This window comes from uncultured Parasphingorhabdus sp., from assembly GCF_963975735.1.
Classification (GTDB): Bacteria; Pseudomonadota; Alphaproteobacteria; order Sphingomonadales; family Sphingomonadaceae; genus Parasphingorhabdus.
Genome location: NZ_CAXBIA010000001.1, coordinates 196,712 through 215,757, shown reverse-complemented (window position 1 = coordinate 215,757; position 19,046 = coordinate 196,712). Strand labels below are relative to the sequence as shown.

At 49.2% G+C, this 19,046-nt stretch carries 17 protein-coding genes; 5 read left to right on the top strand and 12 right to left on the bottom strand.

Annotation, left to right across the window (positions count from 1 at the left end; all coding sequences use genetic code 11):
• Genes AACZ86_RS01040 through AACZ86_RS01030 form a run of 3 tightly spaced genes read right to left on the bottom strand, consistent with a single transcriptional unit; the run spans position 1 to position 3,406 of the window.
• Complete coding sequence (locus AACZ86_RS01040; RefSeq protein ID WP_339688759.1) at positions 1-1,782, bottom strand: ATP-binding cassette domain-containing protein; 1,782 nt, start codon at positions 1,780-1,782, stop codon at positions 1-3.
• Positions 1,782-2,792 carry an HlyD family efflux transporter periplasmic adaptor subunit gene (locus tag AACZ86_RS01035; RefSeq protein WP_339688757.1) on the bottom strand — a complete coding sequence of 337 codons (1,011 nt, stop codon included), beginning with the start codon at positions 2,790-2,792 and terminating at the stop codon, positions 1,782-1,784. Before AACZ86_RS01035 ends, AACZ86_RS01040 begins: the two co-directional genes overlap by 1 nt.
• A gap of 2 nt (positions 2,793-2,794) precedes the next feature.
• A complete protein-coding gene (locus AACZ86_RS01030; protein WP_339688755.1) occupies positions 2,795-3,406 on the bottom strand; it encodes a TetR/AcrR family transcriptional regulator in 612 nt (203 codons plus the stop codon).
• 541 nt (positions 3,407-3,947) lie between these two features.
• Between AACZ86_RS01030 and AACZ86_RS01025 the strand changes: the two genes are divergently transcribed.
• From AACZ86_RS01025 to AACZ86_RS01005, 5 genes are all read left to right on the top strand, one after another.
• Positions 3,948-5,399 carry an O-antigen ligase family protein gene (locus AACZ86_RS01025; RefSeq protein ID WP_339688754.1) on the top strand — a complete coding sequence of 484 codons (1,452 nt, stop codon included), beginning with the start codon at positions 3,948-3,950 and terminating at the stop codon, positions 5,397-5,399.
• Positions 5,400-5,498: 99 nt separating this feature from the next.
• Entirely contained in the window at positions 5,499-6,209 is a 711-nt protein-coding gene (locus AACZ86_RS01020; RefSeq protein ID WP_339688753.1) for a polysaccharide biosynthesis/export family protein, read from the top strand.
• Between the two features lie 23 nt (positions 6,210-6,232).
• Positions 6,233-8,425, top strand: coding sequence for a polysaccharide biosynthesis tyrosine autokinase (locus AACZ86_RS01015; protein WP_339688752.1), 2,193 nt, complete (start codon positions 6,233-6,235; stop codon positions 8,423-8,425).
• A gap of 25 nt (positions 8,426-8,450) precedes the next feature.
• Positions 8,451-9,623 carry a hypothetical protein gene (locus AACZ86_RS01010; RefSeq protein WP_339688751.1) on the top strand — a complete coding sequence of 391 codons (1,173 nt, stop codon included), beginning with the start codon at positions 8,451-8,453 and terminating at the stop codon, positions 9,621-9,623.
• A 13-nt stretch (positions 9,624-9,636) separates the two neighbouring features.
• Positions 9,637-10,227, top strand: coding sequence for a sugar transferase (locus tag AACZ86_RS01005; RefSeq protein ID WP_339688750.1), 591 nt, complete (start codon positions 9,637-9,639; stop codon positions 10,225-10,227).
• A 200-nt stretch (positions 10,228-10,427) separates the two neighbouring features.
• Here the strand turns inward: AACZ86_RS01005 and AACZ86_RS01000 are convergent, their stop codons facing one another.
• From AACZ86_RS01000 to AACZ86_RS00960, 9 genes are all read right to left on the bottom strand, one after another.
• Positions 10,428-11,072 (bottom strand): acetyltransferase, encoded by a 645-nt coding sequence (locus AACZ86_RS01000; RefSeq protein ID WP_339688749.1) that lies wholly within the window; start codon positions 11,070-11,072, stop codon positions 10,428-10,430.
• A complete protein-coding gene (locus tag AACZ86_RS00995; RefSeq protein WP_339688747.1) occupies positions 11,069-11,830 on the bottom strand; it encodes an SDR family oxidoreductase in 762 nt (253 codons plus the stop codon). Before AACZ86_RS00995 ends, AACZ86_RS01000 begins: the two co-directional genes overlap by 4 nt.
• Positions 11,827-12,873, bottom strand: coding sequence for a ketoacyl-ACP synthase III (locus AACZ86_RS00990; RefSeq protein ID WP_339688746.1), 1,047 nt, complete (start codon positions 12,871-12,873; stop codon positions 11,827-11,829). Before AACZ86_RS00990 ends, AACZ86_RS00995 begins: the two co-directional genes overlap by 4 nt.
• A 31-nt stretch (positions 12,874-12,904) precedes the next feature.
• Positions 12,905-13,129, bottom strand: a complete 225-nt coding sequence (locus AACZ86_RS00985; RefSeq protein ID WP_339688744.1) for an acyl carrier protein — start codon at positions 13,127-13,129, stop codon at positions 12,905-12,907.
• A gap of 48 nt (positions 13,130-13,177) precedes the next feature.
• A complete protein-coding gene (locus tag AACZ86_RS00980) occupies positions 13,178-14,173 on the bottom strand; it encodes a ketoacyl-ACP synthase III (RefSeq protein ID WP_339688743.1) in 996 nt (331 codons plus the stop codon).
• Between the two features lie 135 nt (positions 14,174-14,308).
• A complete protein-coding gene (locus AACZ86_RS00975; RefSeq protein WP_339688741.1) occupies positions 14,309-15,490 on the bottom strand; it encodes a DegT/DnrJ/EryC1/StrS aminotransferase family protein in 1,182 nt (393 codons plus the stop codon).
• A 385-nt stretch (positions 15,491-15,875) separates the two neighbouring features.
• Positions 15,876-16,910, bottom strand: coding sequence for an EpsG family protein (locus AACZ86_RS00970; RefSeq protein ID WP_339688740.1), 1,035 nt, complete (start codon positions 16,908-16,910; stop codon positions 15,876-15,878).
• A gap of 61 nt (positions 16,911-16,971) precedes the next feature.
• Positions 16,972-17,847 carry a glycosyltransferase gene (locus AACZ86_RS00965; RefSeq protein ID WP_339688739.1) on the bottom strand — a complete coding sequence of 292 codons (876 nt, stop codon included), beginning with the start codon at positions 17,845-17,847 and terminating at the stop codon, positions 16,972-16,974.
• Between the two features lie 129 nt (positions 17,848-17,976).
• Positions 17,977-18,888 carry a glycosyltransferase gene (locus tag AACZ86_RS00960; protein ID WP_339688737.1) on the bottom strand — a complete coding sequence of 304 codons (912 nt, stop codon included), beginning with the start codon at positions 18,886-18,888 and terminating at the stop codon, positions 17,977-17,979.
• Between the last annotated feature and the right edge of the window lie 158 nt (positions 18,889-19,046).

Below are 19,046 nucleotides of genomic sequence, written 5' to 3'. Positions count from 1 at the left end.
TCAGGCTGCTGCCTTCGCCTGATCAGAATTTTCACGGACAAGATCGGCATTTTCGATCATCGCGATAAAGGCATCTTCCATGGTAAAATTTTCATCGGCCGCTGCCCCGGCCATTTGCGCCGCATCCTTTTTAAGATCATCCGGTGTGCCGAAGGCAATCGTCTCGGCGCGATAGATCAGAGCAATCCGGTCACAATATTCCGCTTCCTCCATGAAATGGGTGGTGACCAGAACCGTGACGCCTTTCTCGACCAGTCCGTTGATATGCTGCCAGAATTCTCGCCTCGTCGTCGGGTCCACGCCGGAGGTGGGCTCATCGAGAAACAGCACCGGCGGCTGGTGCATCACAGCACAGCATAACGCCAGGCGCTGCTTGAAGCCCAGAGGGATGCCGCCAGCATCGCTGTTCAGAAAAGGGCGCAGCTCGAATGTATCGATCATCGCCTCGATACGATGCGCAGCGGTTTTTCCGGACAGGCCATAAATCCCGGCAAAAAATTCGAGATTCTGCCGCACGCTCAATTCACCATAGAGCGAGAATTTCTGCGCCATATAGCCCAGAGCCCCACGGGCGTCGGCGCGCGAATGCCGCAAATCATATCCGGCGACGCTGCCGTTGCCCTCGGTCGGGCTGAGCAATCCGCACAGCATCTTGAAGGTCGTCGATTTTCCTGCGCCGTTCGGACCAAGCAACCCGAAGATTTCGCCGCGCTTGACGGAAAAATGCATGTCATGCGCAGCGGTAAAATCGCCAAATCTCTTGGTCATCCTGTCCGCGACAATCTGTGGACTGTCGGTCTCTTCGATCTCGCGATAGTCGCTCGCCAAGGCGCTGTGCCCATCAGGCCCGCCGCCGAGTATGTCGATGAAAGCATCTTCGAAACGGGGTTCGACCGCGACAAGCGTAGCCTTTTCCGCGCCGCTGAGTCCTTCGATATTTGGCACCGCATTTTCGGCAAATAGCAGGCGGATAGCACTTCCCTGGATCGTGCCGTCCCGCACACCCGAGCGGTTGAGCGCGCTGGCCAGCACCTCTCGCTTATTGCCCGAAAAATTTTCCAGCCTGAACACGCGATTCCTGACCGATCCGGTCAGGTCTTGCGGCTTCCCGCCAAATAATTTCTGTCCGTGATTGAGCAGATGCACATGATCGCAAGCTTCCGCCTCGTCGAGATAAGCGGTCGACCAGACGATGCCGATACCCTCGCCTGTCAGATCCTTCACCATCTTCCACAACTCGCGGCGGGAGACCGGATCGACGCCGACACCGGGCTCGTCGAGCAGAAGCAGCGTGGGCGTATTGATGAGCGCGCAGGCAAGGCCGAGCTTCTGTTTCATGCCACCCGAAAGATTGCCCGCGAGACGGGCCTTGAAACGATCAAGATCGGTAAAATCGAGCAGACGGGCGAAGGTGTCCTGCCGTTCCTCCTTCTTCAGATCACGCAGGTCTGCGTAGAGGTCGAGATTTTCCTGAACCGACAGGTCTTCGTAAAGCCCAAAGCGTTGCGGCATATAGCCGATCCGCTGATATACGGATTCAGGGTCTGCGACGACATCGATCCCGTCGACGAGAATGTCGCCGTCGTCCGGTTTCATCAATCCGGCCAGAAGTCTGATCAGCGTGGTTTTCCCGGCACCATCGGGGCCAACCAGACCGGTTATCTCACCGGCGCGAACATCAAAGTCAACGCCATTCAGAGCGGTTATCACATCCTCGCTTTTGCCCGATTCAGCATAGAATCTCTTGACGATATTGCTGGCAGTGGCGACGACGCTGGTCATCAATCCGGTGCCTGTTCCTGGGCTGTGGTCCGGGCCAATATGACGGTTACCGGTTGCCCCTGGCGAAGGCCGCTGTCGGGATTTTCCACGACTATGCGAAAGCGATAAACCAGATCTGCACGCAAGTCCTCGGTCTGTACTGTTTTCGGCGTGAACTCGGCGCTCGGCGATACATAGCCGATTGTGCCTATATAGACTTTTTCGCTACTGTCGGTAGTCACGTGCACTCTGGCTCCGGGCACCAGCGACCCGAGCTGAGACTCCGGAGCATAAGCGCGGATATAGACAGGCTTGTCGATCGTCAGCGTGAATATGGTCGCGCCAGGCGACACGATTGCGCCGGGTTCCTGAACACGCGAAAGAATGATGCCGCCGGAGGGAGCGACAAGCTGCCCTTCGCCAAGCCGCGTCCGCGCCTGCGCGACATCGGCCTGCGCCTGTTCAACGGCGGCGGCATTGGCCGCGATATCTTCTTGCCGGCTTCCCGCACGAATGAGAGACAACTGCTGCGAGGCCGTATTAACGGCGGCTTGCGCGACCTCGAAGGCGGCCCGCGATTGTTCAAATTGAGCGCGGGAGACAGCGCCGCTAGCGACCAGTCCGGACCGCCGCTCATATTCCGACTTGGCCTGCCTGAGCTGCGCGCGTGCCTGGTCGAGCTGTGCCGCGGCCGCACCGATTTCTTGCGGCCGGTTGCCGTTCCGGCTTCTGACCAGCTGCGCCCTTGCACTCGCCAGACGCGCCTCAGCCGCCTTCAGATCGTCACTGAGTGACTGCTGGTCGATGACCGCCATGATAGCGCCTTTTTCAACGCGCTGGCCTTCTTCAAAATTCATCCGGGTGATGCGACCCGATTGTTCAAAGGCTAGGTTCACCTCCCTGATATCTACATTGCCATAATATTCGGCAGGTGCATCTTCCGTGGACCACAGTCCGAAGCCCGATGTGAAAATCGCAGCCAGAGCGATTGCAATTGCGACCGCCGCAATGATGATTACGCGTTTTGGCATGTCTAATTCTCCTGCGGCGCGAGCGCGGCCATGACAAAGGCTTTACCGCTCACGAAAATTTCACTGGGTTCGAGTTCGCTCTCTTCCAGCGCGACCATGCGCGCGAGATTCATTAAGACACCGCCGGCGATACGCGCGAGCAATTCCGGCACGATATCATCCCGGATGAGTCCCTTCTTCTGGTCCCGCGCGATGACAAGCGCCATCCGTGCATAATGTTCTTCCCGCAGCTCCGCTGCATGGGCGGATGTACCGAAGGGCATTGTATGCTCTTCCAGAAACGGCATGATGTCATGATAGCTCTGAAAAAATTCGAGCAGCTTTCCGATAATGGCCGGCATCATCTCGAACATCGGCAATTGGGATTCGAACGCCTCGTCGAATTTGCATTTCATCTGTTCGTTGAAAATTTCCGCCAGTGCCTTTGACAGGTCCGCTTTGGATTTGAAATATCGGTAGAAAGTACCCTGGGCTACTCCGGCTTCCTCAACAATTTGCGGCACCGAAGTTGCGTCATATCCCGCATTCCCGATCAATTGCCGGGCAGCCTGCAATATCCGCTCTCGAGCATCTCCCGGCGGCCTGCCGCGCAATGGCTTGGTGGTTTTGGACAATCGACTCAACCGCTAATTAATAGAATGACTGTCATTATATAAATAGAGGGAGGTGTCAAACGAACTGGGCGATCAAAATCCAGAACGCAACGGGCAGGTCTGCGTCGACCATCTTGTCGCATTTTACTTGTCGCATTTTATTTTTCCTTGACGCGGATGCTGATGTTCATCCGATCAACAGCGAATGGAGAGGGAAAGCAAATGGAGGACACGGAGGGATGGGAATTAAAATGACTAGACATTGAAATTATGACATAATATATTCGACAAAGGGAAAATCCACCCCGACACATACCCCCACTTCCAATTGGCTGCGCATTCGCCCGCTTTGCGCCCATAATACGGAATTGCTCAACGGTATCGGATACCGGTTCGTTGGAACACGTTATAAATACGCTTTGAGCATTGCGTAGGCCTTTTGTAAACATGTGCTATCAATCAAACATCGTTGCCAATCATTTACATGATGTCTACCGAGGCAGGGAATGTATGTTTCAGAATGGGCTGATTGACATTGTCTTTTGCTATAGAAGAAAATTAGATGGCCAGAAATGTAACAAGAAAATTCGGTAAGCTTCGAAATCAATTAAGCGGAGATAATGCCCGCTTTTATGCCTTTTCGACGTTTCTGACGCTCGTATTTTTCATGGGCGGTAGCTCGCGTGATGATGTCCAGTCGTTGGTGTTCCTTCGTCCATTGGCCGTTCTGTTTGGCGCCTATGCCTTGACATGCATGGACCGAAAAGCATGGAAAGGCAGGACCTTTCCTCTCTATATTGCGTTGGCCCTCGCCGGGTTGATGATATTCCAATTGATCCCTCTTCCGCCACATATCTGGACGGCGCTACCCGAGCGACAGATTTTCGCAGATATTGCTGACTTAGCTGGCATTGAGCAGCCTTGGCGGCCGTTAACGCTCTCACCTTCTCGCACGTTGAACAGCCTTTTTTCGCTCGCCATCCCGATTTCCGCGATGATGCTCTATCTCAATCTCTATGAGCGACGCCGGAAACAAGCCGTTGCGGTTATTATCACTCTAGCTGGGATAAGCGCCTTGTGGGCTGCGTTTCAGCTTACCGGATCGCCGCGGGGGCCGCTCTATCTTTACAATGTTACGAATAGTGGCGCAGCTGTTGGTCTATTTGCCAATCGCAATCACCAAGCGGTTCTGTTGGCAGCGACGATAATAATGTTGGGATGGTATGCAGCCTCCCATCCCATAAACACGAAAATGGCGACGTTAAAATTTTATGGCAGCATTGCAGCAATTTTCGTACTGGTTCCGCTGATCTTTATTACAGGATCGCGGGCTGGCTTGATTCTTATGGCTCCCGCGCTAGTCACCACAATGGTATTGATTTATTTTGGTCGTTACACGATCGAAAGTCAGCGGCTCACACATGGAAATAGGGCTGGTAAGAAAAGATTTACATCACGGCAGGCTATATTATTCTCAAGTATTGCGTTAGTCTTGATAATCGCTGGCCTATCCGTGTATTTTTCCCGCTCGCTCGCGTTTGATCGACTTTTTGAGAGCAGCGATGTTGAAGAATTACGTAGACAGCTTGTTCCAATACTCATAAAAATGATCAACGACTATTCGCCTTGGGGAAGCGGGTTTGGAAGTTTCGAGCATGTATATCGGATATACGAACCTCAGGAACTTTTGAATCCGTCCTATTTGAATCAGGCACATAATGACTGGCTGCAGTTTCCTATTGAGGGTGGACTCCCCGCGATAGCGATTGCTGCTGGCGCAGGAATTTGGAGCTTTTCTAAGTTTTCAGGCTTGGTCAAAGCTTGGCGAAACTCCCGATATACAAAATATGCTGTGATAATGGCTGCAATGGTCATTCTGATCTTTCTGGCGGGCAGTATCGGCGATTATCCGTTACGCGTCCCTTCGCTCATCGCCTTGTTTGCGATAATTTCGTGTACATTAAGTGACAATGTGAATGATGTTCAGCGCAATGCAGTTAAAGTTGCGCCATAAGCACTTCATGTTGTTATTGGGCTCACCTCGTATATGACCAGTTTACGCGCCAAACAGTTTCGTTTAACGGAATTTTGAATTCAATGGAAAATATTAAAGATGATGCAACGCCTATTCATTTTATTTTTGGCCCTCGCGTTGACAGCCTGTGGTGGACCGACTCTCCTTGGCGGTAGTCCCGACGTTACCGTTGTTTCTGCGGACGGATTGCCGGAACCGACACGGCTTGACCAGTTGAGCTCGAATCGTCCGTATCTTATCGGGCCATTTGATAAACTTAAAATCGATGTTTTTGGCGTTGAGGACCTTAGCAAAGAAATGCAGATTGACGCCAGTGGCCGCCTTTCGTTTCCGCTGATTGGCGTAGTCGAAGCCTCTGGCTTGACCCCAGGCGAACTCGCCGATGAGCTGGAAAAACGTTTGCGAGGCCGTTACGTACGCGATCCTCAGGTTACAGTAAATCTTGAAGAAACCGTCAGTCAGGTGATCACGGTTGATGGCCAAGTCACAAAGCCCGGACTTTACCCTGTGATCGGTCGCATGACCTTGATGCGCGCCGTAGCGACCGCAGGCGGTGCTGCAGAATTTGCGAAATTGAATGATGTTGTAATTTTCCGCAGTGTTAATGGCGATCAACTGGCAGGACTGTATAACCTCAAGGCCATACGCAGAGGAGCGTATTCCGACCCCGAGGTCTTTGCAAATGATGTGATCGTAGTTGGAGATTCACAGGCTCGCCGTCTGTTCCGCGACTTAATTCAGGCATCCCCGCTGATCACCACGCCGTTGATCATTTTGTTCAGACAATGATAAATAGAAAACAAAGCTCACCTATGAATAATTATTCACCTAGTGATAGCCAGACCATCTTTTCTGATACCGATCCTTACGCCGATCTAGACCATAAAACACCAGTACTGGTTCAATATTGGCAAGCCTTACTACGTCATAAGATCGGCATTGCCCTGATTATTGCTTCTTGTATCGCTCTCGGTATTATCACGACACTATTAATGACGCCATATTATACTTCTACCGCAACTGTCGAAATTAACCGCGAGCAGGACAAGGTTACAAACGTCGAGGGCGTGACAGCGTCAGATAATGCCGTGCAGAGTACCGAGTTTTATCAAACTCAATATTCTTTACTGGAATCACGTTCTCTGGCGGAACGCGTAGTCCGTGCCCAAAACCTCACGACTAACGATAGTTTTTTTGAAAATTTCAGTGTCGATCCAGACAACAGTGGCATGCTAACAGAAAAGTCTAGAACGCAATCTGCCGCTCAACGCAACGCCAGATTCAAACTTGCCGCCGATATCCTGCAAGAACATGTTAGCATAGCGCCGATACGCAATTCCAGCTTGGTCGGGATTAATTTCGAAAGCCCGAACCCGGTTCTTTCCGCGCAGATTGCCAACTCATGGGTCGAACAGTTTATCGCTTCTAATCTTGACAGGCGTTTCAGCTCGACCGCTGATGCCCGAAAGTTCCTCGAACAACAATTGGCTGATCTCAGGCAGAAACTGGAAGACTCGGAGCGCAATCTCTCTGCCTACGCAGATAATAAACAGATAATCACATTATCGTCAGAACAAACATCGACAGGTAAAACGCTGTCACAGAAAACACTTGCCTCAGCCAATTTGGAAGCTTTAAATGCTGCTTTAGCGGAGGCGATAGCCGACCGTATCGCCGCCGAAAGCGAGGCGAGTGGGCGGCCAGGCAACAAGAATGCCCTGATAAATGGCGCGCTGAATAACCTTCGCGAGGAACGCGCTAAAGTTCAAGCAGAGTATGCCAAGCTGATGGTACAGTTTGAGCCTGAATACCCAGCCGCTAAAGCACTAGCGACACAAATCAGAGCCCTAGACCGGAGCATTTCGGGAGAAGAAGTCAGGTCTCGCACAGGCACAACCGCCCGCTATCAAGAGGCCTTGGACCGTGAACAGCAACTGCGTGCTCAAGTTAATAACTTGAAAGATCAATTTAGCGGTGAACGGCGCGATTCAATTCAGTATAATATATTCCAGCGCGAGGTGGACACAAACCGCGAACTTTATGATGGGCTACTCCAACGTTATAAAGAAATTGGGGTGGCAGGTGTGGGCACAAACAATATATCAGTAGTTGACCGTGCACAACCGCCTGAGAACCCTTCAAGTCCGAAACTCCTGCTAAATATTATCCTATCGTTAATGGCGGGCCTCGGATTAGCCGCTGCCTATGTATTCATCATGGAACAAATTGATCAGACCGTGAAAGATCCCTCAGATCTCAAGTTCAAGCTTGGGATCGCCCCACTTGGTTCAATACCAGATCTAGGCAAAGAAGACATTCTTCACTCTCTTGATGACAAAAAATCTGTTGCTTGGGAGGCATATCTATCGATCCGTACAAGTTTGGCGTTTCTAACGGATCACGGAGTTCCGCGATCATTTCTGCTGACCAGTACGCGGCCAAATGAGGGAAAGAGCACGTCTGCACTCGCACTCGCGGCGGTCCTTGCTAGTACTAAAAAGCGGATATTGCTAATTGACGCCGATATGCGGAATCCTTCTTTGCATAAACTGCTGGACAGTCAAAATATAAATGGCCTCAGTAATTATCTGGCGGGAGAGGACAACTTAGACCAGCTAATACACCGTGATAGCATATATGGATTTGATGCGATGTCTGCTGGCCCCATACCGCCCAACGCAGCAGAGTTACTCAGTAGCACACGAATGAGCGAACTTTTGTCAAAGCTAACCGAAGCATATGACACGGTCATCGTTGATGCCCCACCCGTGTTGGGATTAGCAGACATTCCGTTATTGGCAGATTCTGTAGAAGGTGTGATATATACGATTGAAGCAGGCGGAGTGAAAATACGCGGCATTCAAGCGGCCATTCAGCGTGTCCGAAGTTCCCGCGCTCATATTTTCGGGGGTATTGTCACGAAGGTGCAAACCCAACATAGTGGTTATGGTTATGGGTACGCATATGAATATAGCTATGGTAACAAAAAACCTGAACCAGCCTAATCTCTGGACAATTGATTTTTGAGTGATGCTGAAGAATATCATCTTATGGACCTTAGCCCTTGCCATTGCTGTAACTGCGGCAGTGACCGCCATGGGAGCAATAGCCAAAGACAAAGCACCGGCACTTGCTGTGACTTTGAGCCCCATGAACGGATTTGCTGCTGAAAGTCTTGCTGCAGCATCTGTAAGAGGTTCTGTCGTCAAAAACGGGAATGAGTTTCCTGACCGCATCGAATCTATTACCAAAAGAATGGCGCGGAAAGCATTTGTTGAAGAGCCTATCACGCCTGAGGCTGTTGCGGTTCTCGCACTCGGGGAACGCGAGAACCGCCAGCGCGAATTGATGAGCCTCGCGCACTTACTTTCGCGGCGTCAGCCTCTCATCACAGGATGGTTGATTGTTGATAGTGGCGAACGGAATAATATCCCTGCCGTATTAGACCACTACGACACTTTACTGCGCACGAGTTCATCTGCGGCTCCCGTAGTTATTCCAACTTTGGCCCGAGCGCTAGCTAATGGCGATTTTATCGAACCATTTAAAAATACGCTCCTGTTACAGCCTCCTTGGGCTGCTCAGTTTTGGGGTGCTGTGGTGAGCATACCCGATTCGCTGGAGAATTCCGCCATTTTGCGGGAAGCACTCCACAACCGAGGGGAGAGCGACAGCACGTATAGGGACGCAGCTCTTATCCGCGCACTCATCACCAATCAGCAATTTGAGCAAGCTTTCAGCTTATACCGTCTGTTAAGTGTTCAAAAAAATACGGGCTTACTGGTGGGAAATGGAACTTTTGAAGTTCAACCTGCCTATTCACCCATCGACTGGGAGCTGATTTCTACCGGAGAATTCGGCGCGGCCATTAATGACGGCAAGTTAGAACTGAGCGCCATTCGGAACGCGGGCGGTATCTTTGTCAGGCAGTTAATCAAACTGCCTCCGCGCACCTTGGTAATGGCAGTGAAACCTGATGCACCTATTAGTGACGATGCCCAGATATTCGTCACATTAGCATGTGCTCAAGCAATAAAAGAACCACCGCGGATAATCAGAATTCCGTTGAAAAGAAAAATAGAAAACCTCAAAATAGACAACACAAATTCGGGGTGTAGCTTTTATTGGCTTGATATCAGTGGTCGCTCTTCGGAAAATGGAGACGGCTTCGATATTGGCATTAATTCGATCTCGCTACGCTAAGGTTATGCCGACTATGAAACGCTCGATTGACTTAATTGCCGCACTATCCGCGCTGTTGGTGTTATTGCCGGTTATCCTTTTTATAAGCCTTCTCACCCGCATCTATCTCGGCAAACCAATTTTTTTTATTCAGGAGCGCCCCGGCCTACACGGACGCCCCTTCTATCTGATCAAATTTCGAACTATGAAAAATGCATTTGATGCGAACGGCATACCTTTGCCTGATGTAGATCGATTGCCCCGTTATGGACAATTTCTCCGTAGCACGAGTCTTGATGAGTTACCTGGCCTTTGGAACGTCGTGAAAGGAGAGATGTCGCTGGTCGGGCCCCGCCCCCTGTTAATGGAGTACCTCCCACTTTACACGACCGAACAGGCTCGCCGCCATGATGTTCGCCCGGGGATTACTGGCTGGGCACAAATAAACGGTCGCAACGCAATAAGCTGGGAAGAAAAATTCGCTGCTGACCTTTGGTATGTCAATAACCAGTCGATGACACTGGATTTCAAAATCCTGATCACGACAATTGTCAAAGTGTTAAAAAAAGACGGCGTTAGCGCTGACGGTGAAGCTACAATGTCGAAGTTCACTGGAGTGTCATAGAAGGTAAGAACAACCCTTTATACCGCTATTTTGTTCGCCCGTAGCTTGATCCAATCTCTAAGTTGGTCGATTTTTGCGGCTTTCAATCGAAAATACGGTTTCCGGCAAATACGTCAAAATACTGCTGGAAGGAATCCGTCCGCGAAGACGTAGGAACGCAATTCCCTCATACTGTTCACTACGTACATGCGTATCAGCGCCTAGCTTTTTTTATTTAAGAACTTTGCCGGCTCATTATACATAATACTTTCCGGCTTCAGATTACGCATAACATGGACGTTGGCACCAATGCGGCAGTCTGCGGCTATCTTGAAGCCCGGTAAAACGGCGGCGCCTGTCCCAAAGAAGACGCGTTCCTCAACAGATACGTTTCCGGTTATGTCCACGTGCGAACTCAGACTGCAAAAGTCAGAAAGCACACTGTCGTGTCCGACCGACGATGACACGTTAACGTGAACGTGATTTCCGATTTTTGTAAAGGTTGAGATAAATGCAAAAGCACAGATAATCACGCCTTCACCAATCTGAGCGCTATCAGCGACGATCGCAGTCGGGTGAATTATATTGGTGAACTGGGCGTGCTTTGCTTGCAATGTTCGAACGCTCGATTTTCGACTATTTGGATCACCGATCGCGCAGATGTAAAGCGCACTTGGATCAACTTCGTGACTATTTAGCTTCCCGGCGAATAATTGTTGTTGGCCTCGCTTGTTCAAATATTCCGGATCATCGTCGAGAAATGCATAGCTGTTGAACGGAGCCGACTTGGAAGCCAACATCGCATCGCAAATTAGAGCGGCTTCAAACCCGAAGCCGCCCGCGCCGATAATATATAATATAGTCATTTTGCTAAGAATCCGCCGTCCACGATCATGTTCGTTCCCGTAATCCATCGGCTTGCATCCGACGTTAAAAATAGACCCGCGTTGACAACGTCAGATGGCAGACCAAATCCGAGTAAATGCTTGTTCTCATAAGCCGCAGTCGACTCCGCCGTCATTCTCTCCAAAATGACACGGTGCATTGCGGTGTCCACTGCACCAGCCACGACCGAGTTCACTCTAATATTCCGGCCAGCTAATTCTATAGCACCGCTTTTGGTCAAACTATCAATAGCAGTCTTGCTTGCACTATATAATGCCATTCCCATTTGACCCCGATGTCCAGCAACCGAACTCATTAGAACTATTGCGCCACTATCGACCATAACCTTTTTGCGCGAGCAAGCGGCTAGGATCGCAATGCTACCCCGAACGCTCGCTGCAAAAGACCTCTCAAATACTTCGTCATTCGCTCGCTTCAATGTATCCACGGTTTCGATGCCTGCCGCATGGAAAACCCCATGCAGCGGTCCACTCATTTCTGTAATATCTAGTAAGGACTTCTTGAAATCGTCGATCAGATTCAATTCTAGTTGGAAGGCTTGGTGATCTTTGCCTTCTAATGATCCCAGCGTAGCGTCCAAACGATCTTTGTCCCGCCCAATCAATAAAATGCGCGCACCAAGCTGGGCCGCTTGAATGCAATATTCCCTACCTATGCCGGATGAAGCGCCCGTAACCAGAATAGTTCGATCTCTCAAAAGCGTGTTGTCGAAAATCATATTACCGCACTACTCTCTGTCATCAGTTTGGGAAATTCACCAATTTCCAACGCCAAAGCTCCCCAAGACAAGCCAACGCCAAAACCGCATAATACTGCTTTGTGTGGCTCATTCTCTACTGGAGACGTGACGAGAGCCAACGGGATAGACGCGCAGCTGGTATTTCCGAAACGATCTAAATTACTGGCAATTTTCTCTGCAGCGATTCCCGCCTTCCTTCCGATCGTATTCAAAATTAACTTGTTTGCCTGATGCAAATATAATCCACCTAAATCATCCGGAGCCCAGCCAACTCTTTCCATCAACTCTTTAATCAATTCCGGAATTACCGCGGACGTGAAATTAAAAACAGCTTGGCCATCCATGTAAAGCTTGTTGTCGATCAGGTTTTTATCGAGGCCATATTCGGTTAACTCTCGCTGGCGGGCCGCACTATTAGGTATGATGATGCTATCAAATCCTGCTCCATCTGACCCCATCGCAAAGGACCAGAACTCACTAGATTCTGATGCCGAAATGATCGTCGCCGTTCCCGCATCGCCAAAAATTGGACGTGTCGAACGATCTTCGCTATCCGTTTTCTTGGAAATAGTATCACCCGCCAAGAGCAAGACCGAACGCACTGCTCCGGACGAGATCAGGCTGGCAGCCAACCACATACCATAAACATATCCGGAGCAACCAAGACCGACATCAAAAGCTGGTACACCGCGCGGAATACCCAACCTATCTTGGGCAATAATTGCAGAGGCTGGCAGTACGTAATCGGGTGTCTGAGACACAAAAATTACTGCTTCAATGGTTTCGAAATCGCTACCGTTTTTTTCCAATTCGCGCGCTGCAGTAATGCATAGATCCAGTGCCGTCTCCTCCGTGACCACGCGCCGTTCCAGAATCCCGGTAGACTTACCGAAACGCCGCATGTCCTTTTCGCCAAAGATATTTTCGAGGTCGCTATTGGAAATCATTTTCCCAGGCACGCAACTCGCAATGCCATCAATTTTCACGCCTGAAAACTGCGAAAATTTATATGGTGTGCTCACGATCATAGCTTCCATTCAACGGGGTAACTTCTCAACTGGCTTCGATCAGACCGTAAATGTCTCCGAGCGTCTTACAATCAGCTAACTTCTCACCGTCAATCGATTTTCCAAAATGCTCGTCGATAAGCGCGATTGTCGTAACGATTGTCATCGAATCCCAATTTTCTGATTCTTCGAGTTCATAGTCCTTGGTTAACTGGCTAACCTCAATCTCCATTGTGTCGGCGAGTTCTTCGTTGAATTTGTCATTCATCATGGATTCCTAATTTGGTTTAAAATTAAAATTGCAGGACCTGTGATAAGTCTAATATCTTAAAATACAACCGCCCCAAGATAGTCCCACTCCAAAGCCTGCCAAAAGACCGACATCACCTCGCTTAACTCGTCCATCCACGACGGCGCGATGCATTACGATAGGAATCGTACTGGAAACGGTGTTACCGACATCAGCCATATCAACAAGAAGTTTGTTTGCCGGTATTTTGAGTTTCCGCGCTAGCTGAGCAAGCATGAAGCTGTTCGCTTGATGGAGGATAACGAAATCCAGATCCTCCATCGTGAGTCGCGCTTGCTGGAGTATAGTTTCCTGCAGGGGCGGTATTTCCCGCAACGTGAAATTGAGCACTTCAGGACCATTCATGTAAAGAGGCGATCTTCCTTTGCCGGAACCGTCTTGCCTTAGTGCGCTGTTGGCAAGGATGAGATTGCCCGCACCGGAACCGTCTGTGCCAAACACAAAATTATCGAGCGCTGAATCTAGTTGAGTATCAGGCACTTCAGAATCCAAGACTGATAGCAAAGTTGCTGATGCGCCGTCCCCGAACAGGGTTCGAACGCTGGCATCATCCTTGCCGACATATTTTGAATAAGCATCGGCCGTCAGCAAAAGAACCTGCTTTGCAGAACCCGACTCAATCAAACCTTTGGCCAAAACAAGACCGTGGATATAACCCGAACACCCTTGGTTTATATCTACAGCGCCGCAGTTTTTCGGCAATCCGATTCGTTCATGAATAATACAAGCGGTGGTTGGAAGTAAATAATCTGGAGCCTGTGTGCAGAAAATCAGATAATCTATCTGCTGACGGTCAATTTTTTGCTCGTTAAAAAGGTTTTCTGCGGCCTTCACCGCTATATCGGATGGCATTTCATCCTCTGCAAGCACATGTCGAGACTTGATACCGAGCTTTTTCTCTATCTTCGAAGCATCCCAGCCCTCAAAAATGTCGGCTAACTCTTCATTGCTCAGCGTCCCTTCCGGGAAAGCGAGGCTTGTTGCGGAAATACGCGTTGTCTTCATAATTAGCTCTTAACAATATTTGGCGGGAGTAAGCGAGAGAAAAGCATCCTCCTTTCACCGATTTTGACTAAATTGGAAGCCTTTCCCTTTTTGCGGAATGGGGTCAATTTTCGCAACCATCAAGGTGACTAGCCATCATCTCGCAGCTTTCTCAAACGATTGCCGAACCACATTGCAATATCCTTCGAGTTGCGCCTCAGTGATAGAAGGGTGGGTCAAAAACATCATACTGGTTTCACCAAGCTCTTTCGCGACAGGTAGCCGTGGTTCCGGCCGCCAGCCAGTCCCATCAAAAGCCTTTTCAAGATAAGCTTCACTGCAACTACCTTGAAATGCAGGATAGCCGTGGGCAACTATATCCTCGATTATTCGATCTCTCGTCCATCCTGCTTTTAGTCCGTTCGGTTTAATATACCCATATTGCCGATAATAGGCGTGAGTGAAACCGGGACCGGGGTCAGGCACCCGAATGGCCTCTGGGAAAGCCTGTAAAACAACTTGCAACGCATGTGCGTTTCGTGTGCGCAAAGCAGTCCACTCCTCCATTCGTGTGAGCTGGATTCGTCCAATTGCCGCCTGCATCTCCAGCATACGCCAGTTCGTTCCAAAACTTTCGTGCACCCAGCGAAAACCGGGTGGATGTTGACGATTGTATACCGCATCCCAGTTTTTTCCGTGATCTTTGTAGGACCACATCCGGCCCCATAATTCTTCATCGTTGGTCGTTACCATGCCGCCCTCGCCGCCAGTGGTCATGATTTTATCCTGACAAAAAGACCATGCGCCTACATGACCAATGGAACCGGCCATGGCATCACCAATTTTCGCGCCATGCGCCTGTGCGCAGTCTTCTATAACAGACAAATCACGTTGTTGGGCCAGCGCCATAATTCCCTCCATATCACACGGCCAACCTCCGAGATGGACAGGGATAATGGCTCTGGTTTTGTCTGACAGAACCGCATTGATAGTTTCTGGGCTAATGTTTCCGCTATTCCGATCAATATCAGCAAAGATCGGCGTTGCACCGGCCGACACAACGGAAGATACAGATGCAATGAAAGTGCGGGGAGTTACGATAACCTCATCGCCAGGGTTAATGCACAAACCTTTTAACGCAAGGTCGAGCGCTAAAGTGCCGTTAGCTAGAGCGATGGAAAAACCAGTACCTATCCAGTCCGCAAATTCGCTTTCGAATTGCCGCCCGACTTGCCCCGTCCAGTAATTTACCTTGTTCGAAAGGATAATATCATGAACTACGCGCGCCTCTTCTTCAGTAAAATTTGGCCAGATTTCCAGCATATTTGTTGAGGACATATCTATTTTCCAACGACGGACTTATAATATCTAAGGTTACTAATTAAATTTCTAAAACTTACATATTTTCTTATCTTCAGATACAAAAAACAGGCGCACTATATTCTACATATCTAATTTACTCAATCGCCCCACACTATTACGATCAACGCCTTAATATTCTATCATATAGCAGGGCAGGATCTGGTTGTAATTTCAAATCGCCGAAGCGATTGCCACTGAATCTCGCTCTTCAGCCTTAAGCAAAATGGATCGGCGCGCTACAGATTATATGGCTCCTAAAAGCACTGCACGTCATTTTGCGATATATTTCCGAACATATTTTCGACCCAAATCTCACCGACGCTTTGCGCAACTCGAATGCACGAATGACTCTCTCAAGGATCTATGCGTAAACTTGCTGAAACTGGAACGCGAACAATCCCACACAAAGCAAAATAAACAGAGGCGCGGTTGCACGATTCATCCCAATCTTTTCCCATGGCAGAACAGAAATCATCGGTATCATCCAGAAAGGTGTCTGCCGAAATGCAGCTATTGGTGAAGCAGTGAAGAAGATTATCGCATATAGGATGAACGAGATCATAACATACGAAGTTAGTTTTGCCGACTGAGCGGTTTGAGCCAGCATAAATATGATTGCCATACTGGCGACGAAAGCAAAAAATACATAGTGCTCAATGTTGGTTTCTTCCGTTGCTGCTACGATATAAACGACGTACTTTGCAATAATGGGAATAGTCCGAACTAGGTCCGCGACGCTTAGGGACAATTGCGGCAAGGCCGCTCCGAATATCGCGGCGACCAGAATAATAAAGAAATACAGTTTCCGTGATCGACCAGCGCGAAATAATTTGGGCAAGTTTTGATCAAAATATAATAGCGCCAACGGCACGGCCGCGAGCAGAGCAGAGATGTGGAACATTGTTGCTACAACCAAAAACACCCAAGTAGAGCGTCGCCGATTTATGGCTAAATGCGTAGCGATAGCAATAAGGAAGTACGCAGGAGTGGCACGAATGGTAACAAAGGCCAAAAGCGGACCTATCATTGCGCAAGTGAATAAAAGTGCTGCCCAAGAAGATTTGTCTGGCGGAAATACTAATCTTAACCCAACGAGAAAGCCTAAGGACAGAAGATAATGCGCTAAGATTGTACCAGAAACATCCGACTGCGTCAGCCAGTATGTAGTCAACAAATAGATATTCGAGAACACCTCGAAATACATCCAGCTGTCAGGTGGGAAGTAAACTAAAGCATTTGTATATTGAATATAAGTGTCTATATCAGCATAATACAAAGGATCAGTTAAAAGATTTATTATCAATATCGCGGATGCAATAAAAGCATAGGCAACCCAATAAGGTAAATTTTGTGTTTTCTGGCGGAATAAATCCGGATTGACCGATACTTGGCTCATTCGATTTCCACGCCGTTATCGCCCTTTATAACGTCTGGCTGCGTTTCGTTTAATTGCCGTGTCATACAGGTTGCCGCTTTTCCCGGCCGGTAAGACCATCCACTATCGCCGCCATAATGTTGATCAGCGTGCCTTTACGATCGTCCGTGCTAAATATGTAAGCGGGAATACGGTATACCAGCTTAAAAAGCTCAGCTAGCCGCCATGAGATGGGGATATAGGACTTTCTCTGTAACCACAATGTGTTGCGCACTATGAAATAATGGCGGACGGGCGAACGATGAATGGGACGAACTCGCCCTAGAATCTTTATTGAAGATTCTCCCATATCGTGTTCCATCTCAACATTCTGAACAAGTACGGTTTCATACCCTTTTGCACGAGCCCGGAAACACCATTCATGATCTATCCCGTCAATAAATAGCGCTTCCCACATCGGCCCAATCTGACGCCAGCCCTGTTTTGTAAGCAAAGTGCCCGACGTTGCAAAAGTAGCGCCTATCGCAAATTCATGACCTGCTGTCGTATTGCCAGCGGTCTTTCTCTCATACAATGAGGGTGCGACGCAAGCTAGGAGGCGGCCCTCAGACTCGATTTTCTTTGCTGCAGCGATGAGTTCAGCAAGCATATTTTTGATGGGCCTACTATCTTGGTCTAGCAATAGAATATACTGACTGCCTGCCTCAACTGCAGCGGCAATCCCTTGATTAAGCGCACGGGCCAATCCCACGTTTTCCGAGTTTTTGATCCAGCGCAGGCCTTCCATTAAGGGCAAAAGTTCTTCAATAGCAGCATCGTTCACCACGACATGAACACTCACGCCCCACGTCGCGAGCTCCGCGAGGTGCGCTAGATCACCGTTTGAAGGACGATAGAGTACGACTACAATCGCTGCGCCACATAAGGAAATTTGGGGGTTCGATTCTAAATAATCCATATGCTCTATTCCGAAGCCTGTTTGGCGGCGATGAGTTTGATATGCAATGAAACGAAAGCAACCAATTGTCCACCAACACTGAGGGTCAAGTCTTGATGCGCTTTGAAAAATGTGATGAAATTGACTGGCTCATAATATGCCCAGCGCAATTGCAAGACGTAATTTGACAACATCAGCAGACGCTCGACGAAACCGAGCCGCCTTCCCTATCAACCACAAACGATCGACAGCTGTCCTATGAGACACCGCTTGAAATACTCGCAGCTCTACCGGGCTGCCTACGACGATATTTTTCAGCCACAACACATGATTTCGATACCATTTAGACCGCACAGAACTCAATTTTGCTGAAATATCGTACCAGCCCCGCTTCGCGCCATATTGATTATTTGCATGCTGACGGTACAAAATTTCTGCAACCGGATCTCGGACCCAGTCCATACCACGCGATCTGCAAATCGCATAAATTATCCAATCATGGGAAGCAGCTTCGCAAAATGGAGGCGCCGCTTTAATGACCCTAGCGATCACGCTGGCGGCGTGGCGCGTTAAGACATAAGTACATCCCGCGGAAGCACCTTGAAAAAGGTAGTCTAGTTCAGCCTGTCTGCCGGCTTTGTGCAGCATCCATGCGTTATTGGAGTTTTCGTCAAAAGCAATCAGATCGGAGGAATACCCATCCGCCCCTGCCTCAGATAAGCGCCCTATGGCACGTAACAGCTTATCCGGCGTCCAGACATCGTCCTGGTCGGCCAGCGCTATATACGGATGCGCAGAGCAATCAACGGCCTCCAGCAACGCAAAAAAATTCCCGTTGGCTGATCCTGTTGATACCCCCCCATTGTCGATGATGGTAATTTTCCCGGGGTAACGGTTCACTGCTTCCTCAATTATGTCTAAGGTAGCATCATGCGAGCCATCATCTCGAACATAGACATGTACATCAACGCCTTGTTGCCACAAAATAGACGCCAACTGTGCCCTGCAATGCGCCGATCCATTGTAGGTCGCGAGCAGTACCGCAACAACAGGTAGCTGCATAATGCGGCCCTTTTGTAAAATTAGTGATCAGTTGCTATTGGAGCCGAGAAATTGCAGCTCTCCAAAAACGGCATATTACAAGGATTTTGATGCTCCGCAAGCAATTTAACAGGACTTCAGGCTGCTATCTTGTATCCCACGATCGCCTATCTCGGTAG

Coding starts and splice junctions, on each gene's coding strand:
- AACZ86_RS01040 (WP_339688759.1), bottom strand. CDS start 1,782: ATGACCAGCGTCGTCGCCACTGCCAGCAATATCGTCAAGAGATTCTAT.
- AACZ86_RS00970 (WP_339688740.1), bottom strand. CDS start 16,910: ATGAGCCAAGTATCGGTCAATCCGGATTTATTCCGCCAGAAAACACAA.
- AACZ86_RS01000 (WP_339688749.1), bottom strand. CDS start 11,072: ATGACTATATTATATATTATCGGCGCGGGCGGCTTCGGGTTTGAAGCC.
- AACZ86_RS00975 (WP_339688741.1), bottom strand. CDS start 15,490: ATGTCCTCAACAAATATGCTGGAAATCTGGCCAAATTTTACTGAAGAA.
- AACZ86_RS01015 (WP_339688752.1), top strand. CDS start 6,233: ATGAATAATTATTCACCTAGTGATAGCCAGACCATCTTTTCTGATACC.
- AACZ86_RS00995 (WP_339688747.1), bottom strand. CDS start 11,830: ATGATTTTCGACAACACGCTTTTGAGAGATCGAACTATTCTGGTTACG.
- AACZ86_RS01010 (WP_339688751.1), top strand. CDS start 8,451: ATGCTGAAGAATATCATCTTATGGACCTTAGCCCTTGCCATTGCTGTA.
- AACZ86_RS00965 (WP_339688739.1), bottom strand. CDS start 17,847: ATGGATTATTTAGAATCGAACCCCCAAATTTCCTTATGTGGCGCAGCG.
- AACZ86_RS01020 (WP_339688753.1), top strand. CDS start 5,499: ATGATGCAACGCCTATTCATTTTATTTTTGGCCCTCGCGTTGACAGCC.
- AACZ86_RS00985 (WP_339688744.1), bottom strand. CDS start 13,129: ATGATGAATGACAAATTCAACGAAGAACTCGCCGACACAATGGAGATT.
- AACZ86_RS01005 (WP_339688750.1), top strand. CDS start 9,637: ATGAAACGCTCGATTGACTTAATTGCCGCACTATCCGCGCTGTTGGTG.
- AACZ86_RS00960 (WP_339688737.1), bottom strand. CDS start 18,888: ATGCAGCTACCTGTTGTTGCGGTACTGCTCGCGACCTACAATGGATCG.
- AACZ86_RS01035 (WP_339688757.1), bottom strand. CDS start 2,792: ATGCCAAAACGCGTAATCATCATTGCGGCGGTCGCAATTGCAATCGCT.
- AACZ86_RS01025 (WP_339688754.1), top strand. CDS start 3,948: ATGGCCAGAAATGTAACAAGAAAATTCGGTAAGCTTCGAAATCAATTA.
- AACZ86_RS00980 (WP_339688743.1), bottom strand. CDS start 14,173: ATGAAGACAACGCGTATTTCCGCAACAAGCCTCGCTTTCCCGGAAGGG.